Raw genomic sequence first — 21,286 nt, forward strand, 5'->3', positions numbered from 1 at the left:
CTATCCCTTCAGGGTCTGGTACCAGTACGCGACCGACGACCAGTCGTCGCTGCGCTTGTTGGCGTGACCGTGCTCGATGGTCACGCGAATGCTGCGGAAGAACGTGATCGGATCCTCGATGTGGAACCGGTACAGCGAGATCTCCCCGCTCCAGTTGGGTCCGCCGGGCAGTGTGATCCCGTGGTACGGCGCCGAGTACGCCTCGCTCGGGCACCACGCGGTGTTGAAGTAGTCCTCGGTGCCGGTGCCGTGCAGCGACGGCGGGAACGATTCGCCGTCGATGAAGATCATGTCGTCGCCCTCGCCGTACCAGTTCCACTCGGCCGACTCGCGCAGGTTCCGGATGCTCACCACGCAGCCGACGTAGTGCCCCTTGCCCTCGGTGTCGAGGACGACGTAGTTCCCGTCGCCGGTGAGGTTGGTGCCTTCCACCTGGTACTGCCGCAGCGTCTCGTCGCCCTGCTCGACCCCGTCGGTGGGCTGCTGCCGGTTGTACGACGCATGGAAGTACCCGAGCCCGTCCTGCGCGCCGTCGAACAGCTCGTAGTCGACGTAGTAGTAGAAGAACACCGGCGCCGCGGACAGCTCGGACACGATCTCCAGACGTGCACGGGACGCGAACGGCATGTGGAACCAGCAGTTGAAGCCCTTCCCGTCCTGCGGGCTCATCTGCAGCGGCGCACTCACGAAGTTGACGGTCTTCCCGTGCCCGACGCCGAAGAAGTCACCGAGCGGCACGAGCACACTGGGCCGGTCGGAGTCCTCCCAGGTGATGCGCAGGATCAGCTTCCGCAGGTAGTCGCCGTCCATCTCGTCCGGCCCCCACGGGCTGTCCCGTGCGACGGTGCACCAGATGTGGTTGATCGATCCCGGTCCCTCGATGTCCGCGAGTACGGCGGTCTCACCGGGTCGGATCGTCAGCCGGTCGTCGTTCCCACCGGTCCGGTCCCAGCTGGACGCCCTGCGGCGCTTGGAGTCCCGCAATCGAGGCAGATCACGCAGACTGCTCCCGTAGTCGCCGTACATGTGAGCCTTTCACTTGAGGCCGGTCGTCTTCATCGCGTCGACCAGCCGGCGCTGGCCCGCGACGAACACCACGACCGTCGGGACGGCCGCGATCACCGCGGCCGCGAGAATGAGGTTCCACGCGGAGGCGTACTGCCCCTGCATGCCGGAGACGCCGAGCTGGATCACCCGCAGGTCCGGGTTCCGGGTGATGGTCAGCGGCCAGAGGAACGCGTTCCAGTTGGCCAGGAAGAACAGCACCGACAGCGACGCGAGAACCGGCCGGCTGAGCGGCAGGATGACGCTCCAGTACCGCCGCCAGTACCCGCAGCCGTCCAGGTCGGCCGCTTCCTCGAGCTCCCGGGGGATGTTCAGGTAGTACTGCCGGAGCAGGAAGATCCCGAACGCGTGGAAGATGCTCGGCACGATCAGACCGGCGTAACTGTCCAGCAGACCGAGTTGCTTGGCCACCAGGAACAGCGGGACCAGGATCACCGGCAGTGACACCAGCAGCGTCGACATGATGCCGGAGAAGATGACCCCGCGCCCGGGGAACCGCAGCCGGGCCAGCGCGTACGCCGCCATCGAGTGGAAGAACAGCGCGATCACGGTAACCGCCACAGACACGATCGCCGAGTTCAGCATGAACCGCGGCATCGGGATCTTCAGCAGGACGTACCGCAGGTTGTCCAGCGTCCAGTGCGCCGGCCAGCCGAAGTCGAACACCTCCTCGGCCGGTTTCAGCGCACTGATCAGGATCCACAGCAGCGGCAGGATCGCGATCACCGCGAGGATGTGCGCGACAACCGGCAGGACTCTAATCCTCATCGAAGCGACCTCCTCGGGTGAAGCCGAACATCAGGCCGGTGCAGACGACGAGGATCGCGACGACCACGGTGGTCAGCGCGGCGGCGTACCCCATGTTGTTGAAGGTGAAGGCCTGCTCGTAGATGTAGAGCACGACGGTGCTGGTCGCGCGCGCCGGACCGCCCTTGGTCAGCACGAAGACCAGGTCGAACGCCTGCAGGCCGGTGACCGCGCCGATCGTCGAGTTCACCACGACGAAGAAGCTGCTCGGGCGCAGCAGCGGCCAGATCACGTACCGGAATCGTTGCCAGGGGCCCGCACCGTCGATGGCCGCGGCGTCCTCGAGTTCCTTCGGCACGTCCTTCAGGCCGGCCAGGAACACCAGCATCTGGTAGCCCATCAGGAACCAGACGCTGATCACGACGTACGTGCCGAGCGCGAGCGACGGCGTCCCGAGGAACGACACGTCGCCGAGGCCGAGCGGCGCCAGGAGCTTGGACAGCGCGCCGCGCTTGTCGACGAGCAGGAACTGCCAGATCAGGCCGACCACGACCAGGCTGACCACGTTCGGCAGGAAGAACGCCGACCGGACCCAGCCGATGCCCTTGAAGTGGTTGCGGACCAGCATGGCCAGCGCGAAACTCACCACGAACGCGATCGGCACGAACGTCACCACATACGTCGCGGTGACCTTCAGCGACGCCCACAGCTGGTCGTCGCCCGCCATCAGCTTGTAGTTGGCCAGACCGACGTACTGGTAGTTGCCGAAGCCGTCGACCTTGAAGAACGCGACGCCGAAGGCGAGCACCATCGGGATCGCGACGAAGATCAGCAGGCCGAGGGTGTCCGGCGCGAGGAAGGCGTACGCCGCCAGCGCCTCGCGCCGTTTCCTCGTCATCCCCGCCTTCGGCAACGCCCGCGCGCGAGCCCTGGGTTCGGACGGAGGAGCGGTTGTGGTCACCATCAGCTGATCGGCGCGCCCTGGTAGGTCTTCAGGAACGTGTCGATCTTCTCGGCCGCGTCGGCCGCCGCCTTGGCCGGATCGGCCGCGTTCAGCTGGCAGGCCTGGATCGCGTCCGCGATCGGCTGGTACACCTCCGGTGGGAACCGCGGCTCCGGCTTGCCGGTCGGCGCGATCTCGCTGACGAACTTCTTCAGCACGCCCTCGCCGAACGCGCCCTTGGCGTCGGCGGCGTCCTGCACGGACTTGCGCGGCGGCACGTTGGTCTTGACGACCGTGTTCCACTGCCGCTGCCGCTCGACACCGGCCGCGTCGGTCGAGCCGAGCGCCCAGGCGATGAACTTCGCCGCCGCCTCCGGGTTCTTGCCCTTGGAGTTCGCGACGAAGGCCCAGCCGCCGAGGTCGGTGGCCGGCTTGCCGCCGTCCGGTGTCGGGTGCGGGATGATGCCGTACTTGAAGTTCTTCGCCTTCGCACGCAGGTCGGCGACCGCCCAGATACCGCTCTGCTGCATGGCCGCGGCACCGGAGCCGAGGTTCGACACCACGTCGCCGCCGCCGTCTCCGAGCGCCTTGCGCGGGGCCACCTTGTTCTTGATCGTGTCGCCCCAGAACTGCAGCGCCTGCGCGGCGGCCGGCGAGTCGAAGACGGACTTGCCGTCCTTGATCGCGTTGCCGTCGCCCTGCCACAGGAACGGGTACCAGGTGAAGTTCTGGTAGTAGCCGGGCAGCGTCTCGAACATCACGCCGTACCGCTTGCTGTTGGTCAGCTTCTGCGCGACGGCGAGGGTCTGGTCCCAGGTCTTCGGCAGGTCGGCCTCGGACAGGCCGGCGCTCTCGAACGCGGCCTCGCTGTAGTACAGCGCGAGCGGCTCGATCTCCATCGGCAGGCCGTAGACCTTGCCGTCCACGCTGCGGGCCTCGAGCAGGCCGGGCAGGTAGTCCTTCTTGGACTCCTCCGGCAGCGCGGACCCGAGGTCCTGCAGGACGCCGCCGTTGTAGTAGCGCAGGAAGTCGCCGGGGCTGATCAGGAAGATGTCCGGACCCTGCCCGGACTGGAACGCGGTCTGCAGCGTGGTCCCGTTCAGGTAGTCCTTACCCGGGATGTAGCGCAGCTTGACCTTGACGTCGTTGTTCTTGTTCCACTCCGCGACGGTGTCGACGAACCACTTGCTCTGCGGACCTTGGTCGTCGGACGGTCCGTAGAAGTTCCAGAACGACATCTCCTTGGCGTCGCCGCCGGAGGAGTTGCCGCCGCAGGCGGACAGCAACGGGACGCCGGCCGCGGACGCGGCGAGGGCGCCGAGCCCGCCGCGCAGGACGGACCGGCGGCTGAACTGCCTGGCAGGGGACGGTGTTGCGGCCATCAGTGCTCCAGGGGTGTCTCGAACGGTCTAGCCGTGCTTCGAGGGCAATCGATTTCTCGCAATTTACGAGGAGCCGCCCTGCCGGTCAAGGGGCGGCGGGGTGCCGATGTGGTCAACTCGCCGGATTCTCGCCTGCACACAAGGGATTCGACCTGGGTGCAGACGTTGACACGTCCCGGCCCCGCTGCCTAATCTGCGGAAATCGATTTCTGAGATGAGAGGCGCTGGGATGCCAGTTGTGCCGAACCGTGCGTCCGCCCACCGCACGGCCGACGAGCTGTCCAGGGACCTGGTGGCACGGGGACTGCAAGCGGCGCGGGACGCCATCGAGACCGAGGCCGCGGCCGTGTCGGCGCTCGCCGACCGGCTGGACGGGGTCTTCCTGGAGGTCCTGACCGCGGTCGCCCGCTGCGAAGGTCACCTGGTGGTGACCGGCCTCGGCAAGTCCGGCCTCGTCGGGCGCAAGATCGCCGCGACGCTGGCGAGTACGGGGACGCCGGCGACGTTCATCCACTCCGGCGACGCGTTGCACGGGGACTCCGGGGCGGTCACGACACGCGACCTCGTCCTGGCCTTGTCGGCGTCCGGCGAGACGGCCGAGGTGTGCGCGTTCGTGCGGATGCTGCGGCAGCGGGACATCCCGGTGATCGCGATGACCGGCCGCGAGGAGTCGACCCTGGCGCAGCTGGCGACGTACACGCTGGACACGATGGTGCTCCGCGAGGCGGACCCGTTGAACCTGGCGCCGACCGCGTCGACCACGGCCTCCCTGGCGATGGGCGACGCGCTGGCCTGCGCCCTTGTCGTTCTGCGGGAGTTCAGTCATCACGACTTCGCGCGCTTCCACCCGTCCGGCGCCCTGGGCAAGCGTCTGCTGGAGGACCAGGCATGACGGAGGTGTGCGTGCTCGGATCGTTCATGAAGGACCTGGTCGCGTCGGCGGAGCGGCGGCCGTTGCCGGGCGAGACGCTGCACGGCACCGGCTTCGCGGAGTTCCTCGGCGGCAAGGGCGTCAACCAGGCGATCGCGGCGGCCCGGATGGGCGCCCGGACGGCGATCGTCGGGACGATCGGCGAGGACCGGTACGGCGAGGAGTTCCTCGAGCTGCTGGCGGCGAACGCGGTCGACACCTCGTGGGTCGTGCGGCACCCGTCGCTGGGGACCGGCGTGGGACTGCCGCTGGTGCTGCCCGACGGCGGCAACTCGATCATCATCGTGTCCCGCGCGAACGCGGCGATCACCGGTCCGGATGTCGAGGCCGCGCGGGAGGTACTGACGTCGAGCAAGGTGCTGAGCGTCCAGCTCGAGCTCCCGGTCGAGGCCAGCCACACCGCCCTCCGGCTCGCCTCGGCCGCAGGTGTCACGACGATCCTCACCCCGGCCCCGGTCGGCCCGGTCGACCCGACGCTGGCTGGGTACGTCGACATCCTGGTGCCGAACGAGGTGGAGGCGGCGGCGCTCACCGGGCTGGACTGCGACGACGAGTCGCAGGTGCCGATGATCGCCCGCAAGCTCGCCGAGGACTGGGACCTGCGCGCCTGCGTGGTGACGCTGGGGTCGCGGGGCGCGTACGTCCTGGACCGGGCCGGCGGGTTCGAGGAACGGATCGCCGCCCACGACGTCGACACGATCGACACCGTCGGCGCCGGGGACGCGTTCTGCGGATCGCTGGCCGCGTCCCTCGCACACGGGGCCGGCCTGGTGGACGCCGTACGGCTGGCGAACGCGGCCGGTGCCCTGTCGACCACCGTGAACGGCGCCGCGGACTCGGCGCCTTCCCACGCGGCAGCGCTGGCGCTGCTGGACGGCGCAACCTCCGCCTCATGAGATCCTTTCGGTCGGATCGGAGTTAGAGTGCGATCCAGACGACCATCGGATCTCCAGCGGGGAGCGGGTATGACGACGATCTACGACGTCGCGCGTAGGTCGGGCGTGTCACCGGCGACGGTGTCCCGGGTGCTGAGCGGCCGGCGGAACGTGGATCCCGAGCTGTCCGCGAAGGTCCGGGCCGCGGTCGCGGAGCTCGGCTACCGGCCGAACGGCGTCGCGCGGAACCTGCGGAAGTCGTCGACGAACCTGTGGGCCGTGGTCATCTCCGACATCGAGAACCCGTTCTTCACCTCGCTGGTCCGCGGGCTCGAGGACGTGGCGCAGACCGAGGGGTACCACGTCGTGCTCTGCAACTCCGACGAGGACGCCGCGAAGGAAGCGGCGTACGCGTCGGCGGTGCTGACCGACCAGATGGCGGGGGTGGTGATCTCCCCGACGTCGACGGCCGAGGGCGTGCATCTGCTCGCCGACGCGAAGATCCCGATGGTGATGATCGACCGCCGGGTCGAGGGCGTCGAGGCCGACACCGTGCTGGTCGACAACGAGCACGGCGCCTTCGAGGGCGTCAAACACCTGATCGACGGCGGCTACCGGCGGATCGCCTGTATCACCGGGCCGCGCAAGGTCTCGACCGCGATGGATCGGCTCGCCGGGTACCGCTCGGCGTTGCGGGCGGGCGGGATCCGCTACGACAAGGACCTGGTCCGGCACGCCGACTTCCGCGAGGCCGGCGGGTACGCCGCGATGGAGAGCCTGCTCGAGCTGGCCGATCCGCCCGAGGCGCTGTTCGCCACCAACAACCTGATGACTGTTGGTGCTTTGGAATGCTTGGCGCGCAAGGGTTTGCGGGCGCCCGACGACATCGCGATCGTCGGCTTCGACGACATCCCGTGGGCGGACCTGGTCGTCCCCAGCCTGACCACGGTGGCCCAGCCGACGTACGAGCTCGGCCGCACCGCCGGCCTGCTGCTGAAGGACCGGACCGCCTCCCCCGGCCGCCCGCCGTCCACCGTCACCCTGCGCACCGAGCTCCACATCCGGGCCACTTCCGCACCCAAGAAGTAGCTACCCATCGGCCTGCCCGCGTCATGGGAGAAGTTCGAGCTGAGCGAGGGCGGTCGCGGTCGGGATGGTCAGCCGGTAGTGCTGGTACTCGCCGGAGGTCCTGATGGTGAAGGGGCGAGTCTGGCGGTGCCAGCGGAAGGTCTGGCCGGCGCGTTCGTCGAGAGTGGTCCAGCTGGTGCCGTCGGTGGAGCCCTCCAAGCGCCACTCGGCCGGGGCCGCCTCGGCGCGGGCCGAGGTGATTGTGTACATCGTGGCGGTCGCGGGAGCCGGCAGGGACCACGTGGTGACGGGCCCCAGGGCAGCTTCCGTGGCGGACGTGTCGTCGAAGAGCGGGTTGCCGGGGTCGAGCGGGATGAGGTCGACCAGAGGGCTCGCGACGGCGTCGCCGGTGGTCAGGCCCGGCGGTGACTCCAGGGTCGCCCAGTCGGACGGCTCGGCTCCCAGCGTGAAGTCGAGCCGGCCGGCCGTCGTCAATGCCTCGTGAGTGATCGACGCTACGGCCAACTGCTTGCCGTCTGCCTGGACCTCTTGCACATAAGGGTGTTCGGCACCGGTGGCGGTGATCGTCAGCGGTGCGCCGCCGATCGGCGCCACGACCGTCCGCCGGAACAGCGGCGAGCCGATCGCGTACTCGGGCGCGCCGACGCGGAGCGGGTAGAGGCCGAGGGCGGCGAACAGGTACCAGGCGGACATCTCGCCGTTGTCCTCGTCGCCCGGGTACCCCTGCCCGATCTGCTCGCCGACGTACAGCCGGTCGAGGACCTCGCGGACGATCGCCTGCGTCTTGGCCGGGGCGCCGGCGTAGTTGTACATCCAGGCGATGTGGTGCGCGGGCTGGTTCGAGAAGCCGAACTGGCCCATCCGGACCGCCTGCGCCTCGAGCATCTCGTGGATGACGATCGAGTAGGTGCCCTTCTTCGTCGCGAGCTCGGGCGTCGCGAAGAACGCGTCGAGCTTGGCCTCCAGGCCGCGCGGACCGCCGTACAGGTTGGCCAGGCCGCGCGGGTCGTGGGCGACGTGGAAGGCGAAGTTCCAGCCGCAGGTCTCGGTGAAGTCGCCGCCCCACTCCTCCGGGTCGAAGCTCTCCGGGCTCTTCGCGAAGGTCCCGTCCGGCCGGCGACCCTGGAAGAAGTCGATGTCCTGGTCGAACAGCAGCACGTAGTTGAGCGACCGGCGGCGCAGGTACTCCGCTTCGACCAGGAGCTGCGCCCTACGCTCGGGATGGACGTCGGCCAGGCGGGTGGCCATCTCGGCGAGGGCGAAGTCGTTCAGGTACGCCTCGAGCGACCAGGACACGCTCTCCTCGGTGTCCGTGCTCACGTAGCCGGCGAAGAAGCCGGTCTCGACGCCCTTCCGCCCGACCTCGGTCGCCTCCGGCGCGACGGTCGCGTTCCGCAGGCCGGCGTCGTACGTCGCCAGCGGGTCCGGCAACGCCACGCCCTTGAGGTACGCGTCCGCGAAGGACACGTCGGAGCTCGTCCCGGTCATGCAGTCCGCATAGCCCGGCGACGACCAGCGGGCGATCCAGCCGCCGTCGCGGTACTGCTGCACGAACCCGTCCACCAGCTCGGCGGCCAGGGCCGGGTAGAAGAACGCGTACGCCGGCCAGGCGGTCCGGTAGGTGTCCCAGAACCCGCTGTTCACGTACATCTTGCCGGGCCTGACCACTGCGTTCGTGACCTGGTCGGTGGCCTCGCCCTCGGTGGGGAGGACCGGGCTCGCGTACCGGTGGTCCGGGTTCTCCGCGCTCGCCACGTTCTCGAAGTGCGAGTTCGGATAGAGGTTGAGGCGGTAGAGGTTGCCATACACGGTCCGCAGCTGCGGCGGCGTCGCGCCCTCGGGGCGGATCACCTGCAGCCGCTCGTTCCAGATCGCGTTGGCGGCGGCCTGGATCTGCTCGAACGAGCGGCCTTCGAGCTCGAGCTCCAGGTTGTGCCGCGCCTGGTCGACCCCGATGAACGACGTCGCGATCCGCAACGTCACCTCGGAGGCGTCGAAGCTCGCGGCGCGGGCGTTGTCGCGGCCGCCCGACGTGGCGCCGAAGGCCGTCGGCGCACTCGAGAACACGCCGTAGCAGAACATCCGGGTGCGGCCGAACTCCGAGCCGTTCTCGACCCAGCCGGTGACGGCGTTCCCCTCGTACGCGAAGGCGCCGTGCTCGTCGATGGTGTCGAAGACCAGGTGCCGTCCGGGCGCGCCGGCCGGGAACGTGAAGCGGAAGATCGCGCCGTGGTCGGTCGGGGCGAGCTCCGCGCGGACGCCGTTCGCGAGCGTGACCGCGTACAGGTCGGGGCGGGCGGTCTCGTCGTCGTGGCTGAACGCGGCGGCGCGCTCGGCCGGATCGCCCAGCGGCTCGGCGGCGGCGACCGGCATGATCGTCAGCTGGTCGCGGTCGCCCATCCACGGGCTCGGCTGGTGCGAGAACGTGAGGCCCTGCAGCTCGGGCCGGTTGTCGGCGTTGTTGGCCCGCTGGTACTCGTACGGCCAGCGGTGCGTCGAGGCGTTCGTGACCGGCGTGAGGAAGTTGAACCCGTTCGGCCAGGCGGTGATCGGGAGCGTGTTGCCGCGGGAGAAGTCGTGGCTGGCGTTGGTCCCGCGCCGGGTGTCGACGTACGCCGCGAGGTCCGAGCCGTCGGGCTCCGCCGGCGCCGGGCCGATCTCGACGTCGTCGATCCAGCCCGCGAACTCATGCCCGGCCTGCGGCGCGTCGACCACGAGCAGCACCTGCGCGATCGTCCGGCCGGCGGCCGCGGTCAGGTCGACCTGTACGTCGTTCCACTGGTCGGCGTACAGGATCTTGGCCGCACCCTGGCCCGCCGCGTCGGCCGCCTTCCCGTACTGGTCCCGGGCGCCGTCCAGCCGGGTCCCGTCGGCGAACACCAGCTCGACGGCCGCGAACGTCGCGGCGTACGTCAGCCCCGCGTCCAGCTCCGGGTAGATCTTGTACCGCAAGCGGTCCCCCGCAGCGACCACTCCCCCGGCGCCCGGCAGCTCGGCCTCCTGCCGCCCGCCGGAAACCCCCGAGTAGCGCGTTCCGTCCACGCTCCCGAACCCACCCCGAGAACTCGTCGGCCCGCCTGGTCCACCACCGGTCGCACTGATCACGCCGCAATGTTACGGATCAGTGCGGCGGCTCGGGAGGAACGTTTCCATCGTGGACCCAGGTGACGTAGTCGCGGGCGGTTTCTTCGGCCGGGCGGAGCTGGAGGCCCGCGGCCAGGGCGCGGGTGTTGTCGAGTTGGAAGGTGCCGTCGTTGGTGCCGTCGTGCGGCAGGTGGAAGCGGTCGACGGCGGGCGACCAGTCGATCGGCTTCGGCTCAGGTACGACGGACTGCCAGACGGCGGCCAGGTCCGCGAGTGTCTGCGTCGGGCCGACCGCGTTGAACGGGCCGGGCATGCGGTGCACGGTGAGGTGCAGGAGGAAGGCGGCGAGGTCACGGGCGTCGATGTACTGGACCGGCTGGCCGGGGCGGGCGGCACATTCCATCGGGAGGCCGTGCGCGAGCGCCCAGCCCCAGTTGCCGAAGTCCGGGTTGTAGGGGCCGACGACGAAGCCGGAGCGGACGGCGGCGGTGCGGTCGCCGAAGGTGGCGGTGAGCAACGATTCGTTGCGGACCTTCGACGGGCCGTAGAGGTCCATCGTGAAATGGTCCTCGGGGGCGCCGTCCGGCCACGGCAGCAGCGGCGCGGTCTCCGTCATCCCGGGGGTGATCCGGTCGGCGTACACGGCAATCGAGGACATGTAGGTGTAGTGCTCGCAGCGGTCGCGCAGGACGGCCGCGGTCAGCGCGACGTCGCGGACCAGGAAGCCGGACATGTCGATCACGCCGTCCCACTCACCGGTCGCCAGGGCCTCGGGCGCGGCGCGGTCGCCCACGATCCGGAGTACCGACGGGAACAGTGCGGGATTCGTCCGGCCGCGGTTGAACAGCGTCACCTCGTGGCCGTCCGCGAGCGCGGCCTCGACGACGTGCCGCCCGAGATTCTTCGTGCCGCCGAGGACGAGCAGTCTCACGACAGTTGCTCCACGAGGTCCGCCAGCTCGGCCAGCAGCGGATCGATCCAGCCCTCCGACTCCGGGATCGTCCGCACCCCTTCCTCGACCACGAACGTCAGCGCGAGCAGGCAGAAGCAGGCGCCGCCGACGAGCAGCTGCCGATCGACCAGGAACGAGTCCGCCCCGGCGGCCTCGACGTACCGCGCCACGATCGGCCCGCGCTCGTAGCCGAAGGCAACGGCATCGCGGACCAGCGTGTAGAGGTCGCTCAGGTGCGGGGCGACGTACGCCAGCGGCCAGTCGACCGCGGTCCACCGGGTCCCGTCGGTGACGAGGTTCTTCGGTACGAAGTCGCCGTGCACGACACTCAACGGCGCCTGCCGGTGCAGCGCCGCCAGCGCCTCGGTCAGCGGCGCGATGTCGAACGAGACCCGGCCGATCCGGCCGGCCAGCTCCTTCACACGCTCCGGCGGGAAACCGCTCGGCCCCGGCACCGCCCGGCCACGGATCCCGGCGAGCAGGTCGGCGGCGGCGAGGAACCCGTCCGCGGTCGGCTCCTGCTCCAGCGTCACCCGGCCGACGTCCTCGAGCACGATCACGCCGTCACCGCCGTACAGCAGGCGGGGCGCCGGCAGCTCCAGCGGTACGACGAACCGCTCGTACGCCGCGTCCTCGCCGAACTGCGTGTCGGTCCCGTGCTTCACGATCACGCTGCGCAGACCGTACGACAGCCGCCGCACCTCGGACGAGCCCCACTGCCGCAACAGCTCGCCGTGCACCGCGTCCTCCGCCGGAGCACCCAGAGCCTCCAGAACCACCCGTCCCGGAACCCACGCAGGAAGCATCCGAAAAGTAGACCACGCGTCGTCGTCCGCCGCTGCCGAATTAGGGTGTGGGGTATGACGGAGAACGCCACGCACGCCTGGGGCTTCGGCCTCGCCACCGTTACGACCGCCGGGGACGTCCTCGACGTCTGGTACCCGGCGCCCGCGCTCGGGACGCGGCCGGACGACGCCAAGGCGCCGGCCGAGCTGGTCGCGGCGGAGGGCAACGACGAACTCCGCCAGGTCCGGCGTGCGGTGGTGGCGACCGAGATCGCCCTGGCCGACGCCCCGAGCGGTACGGCGGACGCGTACCTGCGGCTGCACCTGCTGAGCCACCGGCTCGTCCGCCCGCACGGCGTGAACCTGGACGGCGTCTTCGGCGCCCTGCCGAACAACGCGTGGACGTCGCTCGGCCCGGTCCCGGTCGACGAGATCGAGAGCGTCCGGCTGCGCGCCCGTGCGGCGGGTAAGCACCTGAGCGTCACGAGCGTGGACAAGTTCCCGCGGATGACGGACTACGTCGTGCCGTCCGGGGTCCGGATCGGCGACGCGGACCGGGTCCGGCTCGGCGCGCACCTGGCCGCGGGCACGACGGTGATGCACGAAGGGTTCGTGAACTTCAACGCCGGCACGCTCGGCACGTCGATGGTCGAGGGCCGGATCGTCGCCGGCGTCGTGGTCGACGACGGCAGTGACATCGGCGCGGGCGCGTCGATCATGGGCACGCTGTCCGGCGGCGGCAAGCAGGTGATCTCGATCGGCAAGCGCTGCCTGCTCGGCGCGAACGGCGGCACCGGCATCTCGCTCGGCGACGACTGCGTGGTCGAGGCGGGGCTGTACGTGACCGCGGGCACCAAGGTCACGCTCCCGGACGGCGCCGTGGTCAAGGCCCGGGAGCTGTCCGGGCAGCCCGGTCTGCTCTTCCTCCGCAACTCCGTCACCGGCGCCGTCGAGGCCCGCCCGCGCAAGGGCGAGGGCATCACGCTCAACGAGGCGCTGCACGCGAACGCCTGATCGTTCGAAAGTATGACTTCGCCAACCGGCGTGAGGCTTCGCACGTCAACCTGTCCGTGGGACAGGAACCTGTCACCCGCCCTTGGACGTTGGGAGCGGTATGGCGGTGAAGCGTGGTGCCCTGGTGGCCGTGGGGGCCATTGGCGTGCTCAGCCTCGTGGTGGGCGTCGGGATCGCCTGGCTCGGCGGTAAGCACGTCGGCAAGCTGCTGCCGCCGACCGAGGAGTGCACTGCCACGGTCAACGGGCAGATGGTCGTGGTGGACTTCGAACAGGCCGAGTCGGCGGCGATCATCGCGGGCATCGCCGTCCGGCGCGGGCTGCCGGCGCGGGCGGCGACGATCGCGCTCGCCACGGCGTACCAGGAGTCCGGCCTGCGCAACCTCGGCCACGGTGACCGGGACTCGCTCGGCCTGTTCCAGCAGCGGCCGTCACAGGGCTGGGGTACGGCGCAGCAGGTCCAGGACCCGTACTACGCGAGCGGCAAGTTCTACGACGCGCTCGTGAAGATCAAGAACTACCAGAAGCTCGCGATCACGGTCGCCGCCGACAAGGTGCAGCGCAGCGCGTTCCCGAACGCGTACGCCGACCACGAGGCGGACGCCCGGGTGCTGGCGTCGGCGCTGACCGGGCAGTCGAAGAGCGTCTTCAGCTGCACCGTGAACACCGACTCGGTGCCGGCCGAGGTGATGGGCCCCAACGGGCTGACGCCGCGCGCGGACGCCGTCCGCAAGGACCTGGCCCGCACGTTCGGCAAGGTGTCCACCGGCGGGTACGCCGTCGGCGGGGTGCGGACCGGGCACATGGAGGGGTCGGCGCACTACGACGGGCGGGCGGTGGACGTGTTCGTCCGGCCGATCTCGGCCGCCAACACCACGAAGGGCTGGGCGATGGCGCAGTACCTGGTCGCCCGGGCGGACCTGCTGAAGATCAAGACCGTCATCTTCAGCGACAAGATCTGGACCGCGGGCGGGCGCTCGGACTCCGGCTGGCGGGACTACACCCCGCCCGAGCGGTCCGGCGACCCGAAGATCCTCCGGCACCTGGACCACGTCCACGTCGACGTGCTCGAGCAATAAAAGGAGGGCGCCCCGAGGGACGCCCTACTCCGTGCAACCAACTGCTTACTCGTCGTGCTCCTGCGGCGGCAGCGCGGCGATGAAGGGGTGGTCCTTGTCGATCTTGCCGAGCTTGGACGCGCCGCCGGGCGAGCCCAGGTCGTTGAAGAAGTCGACGTTCGCCGTGTAGTAGTCCTTCCACTGCTCCGGGGTGTCGTCCTCGTAGTAGATCGCTTCTACCGGGCAGACCGGCTCGCAGGCTCCGCAGTCGACGCACTCGTCGGGGTGGATGTACAGCATCCGGTTGCCCTCGTAGATGCAGTCGACGGGGCACTCCTCGACACAAGCGAGGTCCTTCAGGTCAACACACGGCTGCGCGATGACGTAGGTCACTGCTACTCCTCCTATGGCAGGCAAGCGCAGCGCTGGACTTGGGGTGCTGCGATGCGGTGGTGCTCAGTGTCTCTGGTGTCTCTAGTATCACGGTAGTACGTCGCCCACTCTGCCAGGAGTCCGGATCGTGTCAGGCCTCAGTGCCCGTGATATCGGCCACCGTGTCGTCGTCCGGCACCGGATACCGGGCGGCCTGACCGACGTCATCGGCGTCCTGCAGGCCCGGACCCCCGAACTGGTCGCGGTCCGGCACGCCGACGGCACGGTGCACGAGATCCCGGCCGCGGACGTGACGGCCGCGAAAACGATCCCCGAGATGCCGCTCCGCCCGGTGGACGTCGACCAGCTCTTCCTGACGACCGCACTGGGCCGCCCAGCCGTCGAGACGGCGTACGTCGGTCACTGGTTGCTGCGAGCATCCTCCGGCTGGACCGGCCGCGGCAACTCGCTCCTGCCCGCGGGCGACCCCGGCCTGCCGGTCGCCGACGCGCTGTCCCGGGCCGAGGACTTCTACCGGGAGCGCCACCTGCCGCCACAGGCCCTGGTCCGCGTCGACAGCCCGCAGGACAAGGAGATCCGTGCTCTCGGCTGGGTCGACGCCCGCCCGGAGCAGTCCGACGTACTCGTCATGCACACCACGCTGGACCACGTGAACGGGCTTCCCGGGTACGACGTCCAGCTGGCCGAGCAGCCGGACGACGCGTGGTACGCGGCTGCTTTCGAGGGCCCGGTGCCGGACGTGGCGCCGAAGGTCCTCGAAGGGGCGCCGAAGGCGATGTTCGCGTCGGTCGTCGTGGACGGGGTCGTGGCCGCGGTCGGTCGGGGCTCGATGACCGGGCATTGGCTGGGTGTGGACGCGATCCGGGTGGCGGACAGCTGTCGGCGCCGCGGGTTGGGTACGGCGATCGTGCAGGGGCTCGCGCGCTGGGCGGGATCCCACGGCGGCCGGCGTACGTACCTGGAGGTGCTGCTGGAGAACACGCCGGCCATCACGACGTACACGCGTCTCGGCTACCACGAGGCGTACAGGTACCGCTATCTGACCAGCCGGTGAGCCGCGGCCGCGCCGACCAGCGTCAGCACGAGGAACCCCGCTAGAACGACCGCCAAGGCCCCTCTGGGGTCGTCAGAGAGTGCAGCATAGGTAGAACCAGCCAGCGCCACGCCAAGCGCTCCAGACAGCTGTGCGTTGGTGGCGACGACACCCGACAGGTCAGCCGCGTACTGCGCCGACAGGCTGGACGTGATGGCACCGATCAGTGTGTTGGCACTGATACCGAGCCCCAGCCCGCCGACACCGAGCAGAGCGAACAGAAGCGGGCCGCTGCGGCCGCCGAGCAGCAGATAGGCCAGGACGCTCAGGTAGCCGGCTCCCAGCACCAGACAGCCCACAACGGGCATCCAGTGCGCTCCCGTGCGCAGCCCGGGGATGACTGGTCCCGCCAGACCGAACGCAGCCACCCAGACGACCATGGCGAAGCCCGAGTACGCCGGGCCCTTGTGCAGGCCGTCCTGGAGGTACAGCGCCAGGACGAACAGCAACGCGAAGTACGTCCCGCTGGTGCAGCCGTGGGCGAGCAGACCGGCGCGGACGGCCGGGTTCCGGATCACTTGGCGCGCTACGAGCGGGCGGCCGCCGCGGGCGGCTGTGCGGCGTTCGCCGTACTCGAAGAGCGCCAGCGACGGGACGCTGAGTAGGAGGCAGACCCAGGACCAGGCAGGCCAGCCGCGTTCGGAGCCGAGCAGGAGCGGCAGGACGACGAGCAGAACCGTTGCGGACAAGGCGAGTACGCCGCCGAGGTCCAACCGGTCGCGGTGGCCCGGCGGATCGGCCGGGAGCAGACGACGGCCGGCGACCGCGAGCGCGATGCCGATCGGGACGTTGACCAGGAAGATCGGCCGCCAGCCGGTGCCGAACAGATCGGCCGCGATCAGGACGCCGCCGAGCAGCTGGCCGGCGACGGCGCCACCGGAGAGCGCGATCGAGAAGTAGCCGAGGGCCTTCAGACGGTCACGTCCCTCGAAGTGCAGCTGGATGCCGCTCAGGACCTGCGGAACCATCAGCGCGGCGCCTGCCCCCTGGACGAACCGTGCGACCACCAGCGCGCCGATCCCGGGCGCGAGACCGCAGGCGAGCGAGGCAGCGGTGAACACAGCGAGTCCCAGCAGGAACGTCCTGCGGTAACCGAGCGACGCCCCGAGGCGGGCGCCGGTGATCAGCAGAACGGCGAACGCGACGACGTACCCGGAGACGACCAGCCCGACCGCCCCCGGGGACGCCCGCAGGTCGGTCCCGATCGAGGGCCCGGCGATGTTGGCCACCGCGGTGTCGATGTTGGCCATGAACTGACCGATGAGCAGAACAGCGAGAACCGCACCGCGGTTACGAGTGAGCAGCACGCCGATGGAACGTTGCGAGGCCGCCGAGATGTGAGGGAGCTACGCTGCTCTGCCATGGCGGATCACGTGGTGGAGCGGCCGGAGTACGCCGGGGACTTCGAGGGGACCGTGCGGGTGGAGTACACGCCGCACCCGGACGACGGGGTGGCGGATCCCGGCGAGGTCGTCTGGACCTGGGTGCCGTTCGAGGAGGACCACAGCCGCGGGAAGGACCGCCCGGTACTGGTCGTCGGCTGGGACGAGCCCTACCTGCTGGCGCTGATCCTGACCAGCAAGGACCACGACCGCGACGCCGCCGACGAGGCGCGCTGGGGCCGGATCTGGCTGGACATCGGCAGCGGCGCCTGGGACAACGAGCACCGGCCCAGTGAGGTCCGCCTGGACCGCGTCCTGCGCATCGACCCGCAGCAGGTCCGCCGCGAGGGCGCGGTCATCGACGAGAGCGTCTTCGACGAGGTCGCGGCCGGACTGCACAACCTGCACCGCGGCTGACCGGCCGGCTGATCGGTCAGCTGGCCGGGGGCGTGGTGTTCGTCGCGCTCGACGGCTTCCGGCCGGGCGGCGGCGTGATGCCACCCGGCGGCGGCGTGACCACGGTGCCCGGCTTCGGACCGCAGCGGATGTCGTCGGCGGCGTTGTACTTCGTCGTGAACGACTCGGTCCTCTGCCGGACGCCGTTTTTCGCGAAGTACCGGTAAATGGTGATGTCGAAGCCCGGGGTCGGCGCCTGCGGCTCACACTTGGCGGCCGTGTTGTAGACGACGCTCGGCTGCCGGACGTTCGTCTTCGCCGACTGCCCGGCGGTGACGTCGACGAACTTCGTGCCCCAGATGATCACCCGGATGCTGCCCTTGCTGCCCGGCGTCGACGCCTTGAAGATCGTCTGCACCAGCAGGCCGTGCCCGGAGTCGTTCTGGAACCTCAGGTCCACCGACGGCCACGCCACGGTCGCCTCCCGGCCGACCGGGTAGCGGCTGATGTAGACGCTGTGCGCCTTGTGCTCGAGGATCTTCACGCCGGCGAAGAACGCGGCGTTGAAGGTCGTGGTCGCCGACTGCGAGACACCGCCGCCGAAGTCCTTCTCGAACTTCCCGCGGCTGATGATGTACCCCTCGGCGAACCCGTTCTCCTTGGTCCGCTCGCCGACGATCTTGTTCAGGCTGAAGATCTCGTTCGGCTTCAGCAGCGTCCCGTTGATCTTCGCCGCCGCGGTCCCGATGTTGGTGTTGCGGTACGGCGCGTGCGGGAACTCGGTCTTGAAGTCGCCGATGTTCTGCGTGATCCCGAGCGCGGTCGCCTGCTCGGTGGTGAACTTCGCCTTGGTCGCCGTCAGCGGTACGGCGGCGCGCCGCTCGCCGGTCGGCTTCGGCAGGATCGTCAGGATCGCCGCGCCGACCTTCGCCCGGTCGACCACCATGCCGTCGACCGCCGGGACCACCTTCGGGCCGGCACCGACGATCTGCACCGTCGCGTCCTTCGGCAGCGTCTCCAGCGCCTTGAACCGCTCCTGGAACAGCGGCTCCAGCGCCTTCGTGCTGAGCGCCGGGATGACCTTGCCCTCCTGCACGCTGACGGCCAGCGCCGGGGCCAGCTCGGCCGGCTCCAGCTCGACCGACTTCGACCCGACGGTCAGCCGGATCGGGCCCGACATCGCCGGCTCGGCGAACTCCGTCATCGCCTTCTCGATCGCCTCGGGCGCGGCCTGCGGCTTGGTCACCTCGACCGGCAGGTCCTTCGGGGCGCCGTCCGCGGGGTACGCCGCGAACACCGCGCCGGCCGCCTTCGCGGTGTCGAGCTGCAGCCCGTCGGCCGGCTCGTGCTTGACCGGCTTGGTGCCCTTGAACGTGATCGTGCCCTCGGTGGCCTTGCGGTTCACCTGGCCGGCCAGCTTGTCGACGGCCGCCTTCAGCTTGGCGTCGTCCTTGGTGACGACCGGCTCGACCGCGTCGCCACCGGTCAGCGCGTGCCAGATCCGGCCCGGCGCGAGGCTGCGGCCCGCGCCCGCGGCGGAGACAGTCTTGTCGACGTCCACGGTGAGTCCGGCGTCGGCCGGCGCCACCTGGAACGTCGACCCGCCCGCCGTCAGCGCGATCGGCGCGGCCGCCCGGTCCTGGAGACCGGCGGTCAGCTTGGCCTTCGCGTCCTTCTCGGAGAGCCCGCCGATCGGGATCCCGAGCACGGTGGTGTCACCAGGAATCTTGTCTCCGGCGAACGCGAACGCCGCGCCGTACCCCACGACGACTACACCGAGCCCGGCGGCGGCGATGATCCCCGCGAGCTGTTTTCTCCCCACCGGACAGAGTCCTCCTGCTCGAGCCTTGGTCAGGGCACAAGCGCACATCCTACGGGACGTTGCGGACCCTCCCGACCGTCGGGGCTGCCCCGCGATGCCCCGGGGTAACGGTCAGTTTCCGGGCAGTTCCCGGTAGTGACTGGAGTGGTAGATCAGCGCGCTCGGGTCGCCCGGATCGCCCGATCCCAGGCTCAGCACCTCACCCACCACGATCGTGTGATCTCCCCCGTCGTACGTCGCCCAGGTGCGGCACTCGAGCCACGACAGGGCCCCGTCGACGGTCGGGCAGCCGGTCTTCGGGCCGGCCGTCGTCCCGATGCCGTCGAACTGGCTGTACAGGTCCCGCCCGGACCGCGCGAACCGGTCCGCGATCGGCCGCTGCCCCCCGGACAGCACCGACACCGCCCAGTAGCCGCAGTCCAGCACGGCCGCGTGCATCCGGACGGCCTTGTCGACGCAGACCAGCACCAGCGGCGGATCGAGCGAGACCGAGGTGAACGCGTTCGCGGTCATCGCGTGCGCGACACCGTCCTGGAGCGTGCTCATGATCGTGATCCCCGTCGCGAACTGCCCCAGGGCAGCCCGGAAGTCCGCAGGCGGGACACTCCCACTCGACTCGGAAGAGGACACCTCAGCAGGTTATGCCCGGACCCGGGTTGATACCTCAACCCGGCGTGTGGGACCGATCACGCCACCCGCATCGTTACCGCCACCCGGGGTACCGGACCATCGATGGTTGGTGACCGGGATCGCCGGCCGCTCGTGCTCAGGCGCGAGCGGCCGGCTGGATCTCCGAGTGCTGCCGGTCCGGCTCAGAGGCCGGCGAAGAGGTCGTGTTCGAGGCCGTCGGGGGCCGGGGCGGCGGTGCCCTTGACCAGGCGGTACGGCTCGGAGCTCCAGATCTGGTTGCCGAGGTTGTTGGACAGGGCGAAGAACGGGCCGTCGACGGTGATCTGGGTGGCGTGCGCCTTCATCGCGTTCAGCTTCCGGTCGATGAACTCCTCGCCCTCGATCACGCAGTCGATCAGCCGGTCCGGCGTGACGAACGGACCGAGCGGGCCCTCGGGGTCCAGGCCCTCGAACGTGGTGGTGTCGCCGGACTCGCGCAGCAGCCGGAGCTGTTGGCGCATCCGCGACTCGGCCATCGCCGTCCAATAGATCTTCGGGATCTCCCACGCCGGTCCGAGGTCCTCACGGTACGACCGGGCGGCGGCCAGGTCGGCGGCGTACGTCGCCACCCGGTGGGCCTTGATGTGATCCGGGTGGCCGTAGTTGCCGTACTGGTCGTAGGTGACCAGGACCTGCGGGCGGACCTCGCGGATGATCGGGACCAGGTCGTCGGCCGCGCTCAGCAGGTCGGCCTGCCAGAAACTGTCCTTGCGGGTCTCCGGCGGGACGTCCGCGTTGCCCGCGTCGTTGTAGATCATCCCGGTATCGCGGTACTTGCCCGGGCCGCCGAGGAAGCGGTGGTCGGTGACACCGAGCTCGGCCATCGCGCTCGCGAGCTCACCGATCCGGTGCTCGCCGAGGCCGTCGGTCTGATCGGCGGCCAGGTGCGACAGCTCGGGAACGAGGACCTCGCCCTCCTCGCCGAGGGTGCAGGTGACCAGGGTGACGTGGGCTCCCTCGGCGACATAGCGCGCCATCGTCACACCGTTGTTGATGGTTTCGTCGTCCGGGTGGGCGTGCACCAGCAGCAGCCGGCGCTCAGCAAGCTCAACCATGCCGAAAGCCTACGTCGGGCGGCGGACAGTTCGGGATAAGGAATTTTCCCGACACCGGTCAGCCGAAGCGCCGGACCAGCAGGCACCCGGCCTGGAACCGTGACTTGGCGCCGAGGCCGGCGATCAGCGCGCTGATCTCGGAGCGGATGGTGCGCAGCGACAGGCCCAGCTCGTGCGCGATCGCCGCGTCCTTGGCTCCGGTCGCCATCATCCGGCCGATCGTCACCTGGCGGCTGGTCAGCTCGTTGACCGCGGACGGGGCCCGCCGGCGGGACCCGAGCTCGTACACCTCGCAGACGACGTCCGGCGCGAAGTCCTCTCTCCGCACCACCGGCACCGCCGGGTAGACCGACATACCCGCTCCTCCCCAAGAGTCCAGGACAAGGATTCTCGTCGCCGGCCGAGAGCGGTCGCCAGGTACAACCCATACAAACGACCCATACAGTTCCGGACAGCAGGAAGGGGGGCGGCGGACCCGGGCGCCCCACACGGATGCAAAAGGTGATAAGACGGTAAGGGGGGGGGGGGGGGGGCGGGACAGAATAAGACCCA

At 69.9% G+C, this 21,286-nt stretch carries 20 protein-coding genes; 7 read left to right on the forward strand and 13 right to left on the reverse strand.

Features of this window, described 5'->3' with window-relative positions; translation table 11 throughout:
- The 4 genes from ACWEOO_RS31580 to ACWEOO_RS31595 form a co-directional block, all read right to left on the reverse strand.
- Positions 1-1,026, reverse strand: a complete 1,026-nt coding sequence (locus ACWEOO_RS31580; RefSeq protein ID WP_452146136.1) for a glycoside hydrolase family 172 protein — start codon at positions 1,024-1,026, stop codon at positions 1-3.
- 9 nt (positions 1,027-1,035) lie between these two features.
- Entirely contained in the window at positions 1,036-1,833 is a 798-nt protein-coding gene (locus ACWEOO_RS31585) for a carbohydrate ABC transporter permease (protein WP_452146137.1), read from the reverse strand.
- The gene (locus ACWEOO_RS31590) at positions 1,823-2,710 is read right to left on the reverse strand and encodes a carbohydrate ABC transporter permease (protein ID WP_452146138.1); all 888 of its coding nucleotides are present in this window, start codon (positions 2,708-2,710) and stop codon (positions 1,823-1,825) included. The genes ACWEOO_RS31585 and ACWEOO_RS31590 overlap by 11 nt, the downstream gene beginning before the upstream one ends.
- Positions 2,711-2,775: 65 nt before the next feature.
- Complete coding sequence (locus tag ACWEOO_RS31595) at positions 2,776-4,137, reverse strand: ABC transporter substrate-binding protein (protein ID WP_452146139.1); 1,362 nt, start codon at positions 4,135-4,137, stop codon at positions 2,776-2,778.
- Positions 4,138-4,375: 238 nt separating this feature from the next.
- Between ACWEOO_RS31595 and ACWEOO_RS31600 the strand changes: the two genes are divergently transcribed.
- From ACWEOO_RS31600 to ACWEOO_RS31610, 3 genes are all read left to right on the forward strand, one after another.
- Positions 4,376-5,029: a KpsF/GutQ family sugar-phosphate isomerase gene (locus tag ACWEOO_RS31600; RefSeq protein WP_452146140.1), complete on the forward strand. Its 654-nt coding sequence runs from the start codon at positions 4,376-4,378 to the stop codon at positions 5,027-5,029.
- Positions 5,026-5,964, forward strand: coding sequence for a ribokinase (locus ACWEOO_RS31605; RefSeq protein ID WP_452146141.1), 939 nt, complete (start codon positions 5,026-5,028; stop codon positions 5,962-5,964). Before ACWEOO_RS31600 ends, ACWEOO_RS31605 begins: the two co-directional genes overlap by 4 nt.
- Before the next feature lie 69 nt (positions 5,965-6,033).
- Complete coding sequence (locus tag ACWEOO_RS31610; RefSeq protein ID WP_452146142.1) at positions 6,034-7,032, forward strand: LacI family DNA-binding transcriptional regulator; 999 nt, start codon at positions 6,034-6,036, stop codon at positions 7,030-7,032.
- 21 nt (positions 7,033-7,053) lie between these two features.
- Here the strand turns inward: ACWEOO_RS31610 and ACWEOO_RS31615 are convergent, their stop codons facing one another.
- The 3 genes from ACWEOO_RS31615 to ACWEOO_RS31625 form a co-directional block, all read right to left on the reverse strand.
- Positions 7,054-10,074, reverse strand: coding sequence for a GH92 family glycosyl hydrolase (locus ACWEOO_RS31615; RefSeq protein WP_452146143.1), 3,021 nt, complete (start codon positions 10,072-10,074; stop codon positions 7,054-7,056).
- 79 nt (positions 10,075-10,153) lie between these two features.
- Positions 10,154-11,047 carry an NAD-dependent dehydratase gene (locus tag ACWEOO_RS31620; protein ID WP_452146144.1) on the reverse strand — a complete coding sequence of 298 codons (894 nt, stop codon included), beginning with the start codon at positions 11,045-11,047 and terminating at the stop codon, positions 10,154-10,156.
- Positions 11,044-11,874, reverse strand: a complete 831-nt coding sequence (locus tag ACWEOO_RS31625) for a phosphotransferase (RefSeq protein WP_452146145.1) — start codon at positions 11,872-11,874, stop codon at positions 11,044-11,046. The genes ACWEOO_RS31620 and ACWEOO_RS31625 overlap by 4 nt, the downstream gene beginning before the upstream one ends.
- 54 nt (positions 11,875-11,928) lie before the next feature.
- Between ACWEOO_RS31625 and dapD the strand changes: the two genes are divergently transcribed.
- Positions 11,929-12,867, forward strand: a complete 939-nt coding sequence (gene dapD / locus ACWEOO_RS31630) for a 2,3,4,5-tetrahydropyridine-2,6-dicarboxylate N-succinyltransferase (protein WP_359926122.1) — start codon at positions 11,929-11,931, stop codon at positions 12,865-12,867.
- A gap of 100 nt (positions 12,868-12,967) precedes the next feature.
- Positions 12,968-13,945 (forward strand): hypothetical protein, encoded by a 978-nt coding sequence (locus ACWEOO_RS31635; protein WP_452146146.1) that lies wholly within the window; start codon positions 12,968-12,970, stop codon positions 13,943-13,945.
- A gap of 45 nt (positions 13,946-13,990) precedes the next feature.
- Here the strand turns inward: ACWEOO_RS31635 and fdxA are convergent, their stop codons facing one another.
- Positions 13,991-14,317, reverse strand: a complete 327-nt coding sequence (fdxA, locus tag ACWEOO_RS31640; protein ID WP_012923087.1) for a ferredoxin — start codon at positions 14,315-14,317, stop codon at positions 13,991-13,993.
- A gap of 127 nt (positions 14,318-14,444) precedes the next feature.
- Between fdxA and ACWEOO_RS31645 the strand changes: the two genes are divergently transcribed.
- Positions 14,445-15,371 (forward strand): GNAT family N-acetyltransferase, encoded by a 927-nt coding sequence (locus tag ACWEOO_RS31645; RefSeq protein ID WP_452146147.1) that lies wholly within the window; start codon positions 14,445-14,447, stop codon positions 15,369-15,371.
- On the opposite strand, the gene ACWEOO_RS31650 is transcribed toward ACWEOO_RS31645, so the two are convergent.
- Positions 15,353-16,717 (reverse strand): MFS transporter, encoded by a 1,365-nt coding sequence (locus ACWEOO_RS31650; protein WP_452146148.1) that lies wholly within the window; start codon positions 16,715-16,717, stop codon positions 15,353-15,355. The two genes, ACWEOO_RS31645 and ACWEOO_RS31650, sit on opposite strands and share 19 nt — an antisense overlap.
- Before the next feature lie 54 nt (positions 16,718-16,771).
- Here ACWEOO_RS31650 and ACWEOO_RS31655 point away from each other — a divergent pair, with 54 nt between their 5' ends.
- Complete coding sequence (locus ACWEOO_RS31655; RefSeq protein ID WP_452146149.1) at positions 16,772-17,209, forward strand: type II toxin-antitoxin system PemK/MazF family toxin; 438 nt, start codon at positions 16,772-16,774, stop codon at positions 17,207-17,209.
- A gap of 16 nt (positions 17,210-17,225) precedes the next feature.
- On the opposite strand, the gene ACWEOO_RS31660 is transcribed toward ACWEOO_RS31655, so the two are convergent.
- The 4 genes from ACWEOO_RS31660 to ACWEOO_RS31675 form a co-directional block, all read right to left on the reverse strand.
- A complete protein-coding gene (locus tag ACWEOO_RS31660) occupies positions 17,226-19,010 on the reverse strand; it encodes a VanW family protein (RefSeq protein WP_452146150.1) in 1,785 nt (594 codons plus the stop codon).
- Between the two features lie 111 nt (positions 19,011-19,121).
- A complete protein-coding gene (locus ACWEOO_RS31665; protein WP_359926138.1) occupies positions 19,122-19,640 on the reverse strand; it encodes a flavin reductase family protein in 519 nt (172 codons plus the stop codon).
- A gap of 182 nt (positions 19,641-19,822) precedes the next feature.
- On the reverse strand, positions 19,823-20,734 hold the full coding sequence (mshB, locus tag ACWEOO_RS31670) for an N-acetyl-1-D-myo-inositol-2-amino-2-deoxy-alpha-D-glucopyranoside deacetylase (RefSeq protein ID WP_452146151.1): 912 nt from the start codon (positions 20,732-20,734) through the stop codon (positions 19,823-19,825).
- A 58-nt stretch (positions 20,735-20,792) separates the two neighbouring features.
- Positions 20,793-21,089 (reverse strand): LuxR C-terminal-related transcriptional regulator, encoded by a 297-nt coding sequence (locus ACWEOO_RS31675; RefSeq protein WP_452146152.1) that lies wholly within the window; start codon positions 21,087-21,089, stop codon positions 20,793-20,795.
- Positions 21,090-21,286 lie beyond the last annotated feature (197 nt).

It is taken from the genome of Kribbella sp. NPDC004138, assembly GCF_053603655.1.

Excerpts from the sequence above, each read along its gene's own strand:
- ACWEOO_RS31580 (WP_452146136.1), bottom strand. The coding sequence starts at position 1,026 with ATGTACGGCGACTACGGGAGCAGTCTGCGTGATCTGCCTCGATTGCGG.
- ACWEOO_RS31595 (WP_452146139.1), bottom strand. The coding sequence starts at position 4,137 with ATGGCCGCAACACCGTCCCCTGCCAGGCAGTTCAGCCGCCGGTCCGTC.
- ACWEOO_RS31625 (WP_452146145.1), bottom strand. The coding sequence starts at position 11,874 with ATGCTTCCTGCGTGGGTTCCGGGACGGGTGGTTCTGGAGGCTCTGGGT.
- ACWEOO_RS31610 (WP_452146142.1), top strand. The coding sequence starts at position 6,034 with ATGACGACGATCTACGACGTCGCGCGTAGGTCGGGCGTGTCACCGGCG.
- dapD (WP_359926122.1), top strand. The coding sequence starts at position 11,929 with ATGACGGAGAACGCCACGCACGCCTGGGGCTTCGGCCTCGCCACCGTT.
- ACWEOO_RS31590 (WP_452146138.1), bottom strand. The coding sequence starts at position 2,710 with ATGACGAGGAAACGGCGCGAGGCGCTGGCGGCGTACGCCTTCCTCGCG.
- ACWEOO_RS31605 (WP_452146141.1), top strand. The coding sequence starts at position 5,026 with ATGACGGAGGTGTGCGTGCTCGGATCGTTCATGAAGGACCTGGTCGCG.
- ACWEOO_RS31635 (WP_452146146.1), top strand. The coding sequence starts at position 12,968 with ATGGCGGTGAAGCGTGGTGCCCTGGTGGCCGTGGGGGCCATTGGCGTG.
- ACWEOO_RS31675 (WP_452146152.1), bottom strand. The coding sequence starts at position 21,089 with ATGTCGGTCTACCCGGCGGTGCCGGTGGTGCGGAGAGAGGACTTCGCG.
- ACWEOO_RS31655 (WP_452146149.1), top strand. The coding sequence starts at position 16,772 with ATGGCGGATCACGTGGTGGAGCGGCCGGAGTACGCCGGGGACTTCGAG.
- ACWEOO_RS31585 (WP_452146137.1), bottom strand. The coding sequence starts at position 1,833 with ATGAGGATTAGAGTCCTGCCGGTTGTCGCGCACATCCTCGCGGTGATC.
- mshB (WP_452146151.1), bottom strand. The coding sequence starts at position 20,734 with ATGGTTGAGCTTGCTGAGCGCCGGCTGCTGCTGGTGCACGCCCACCCG.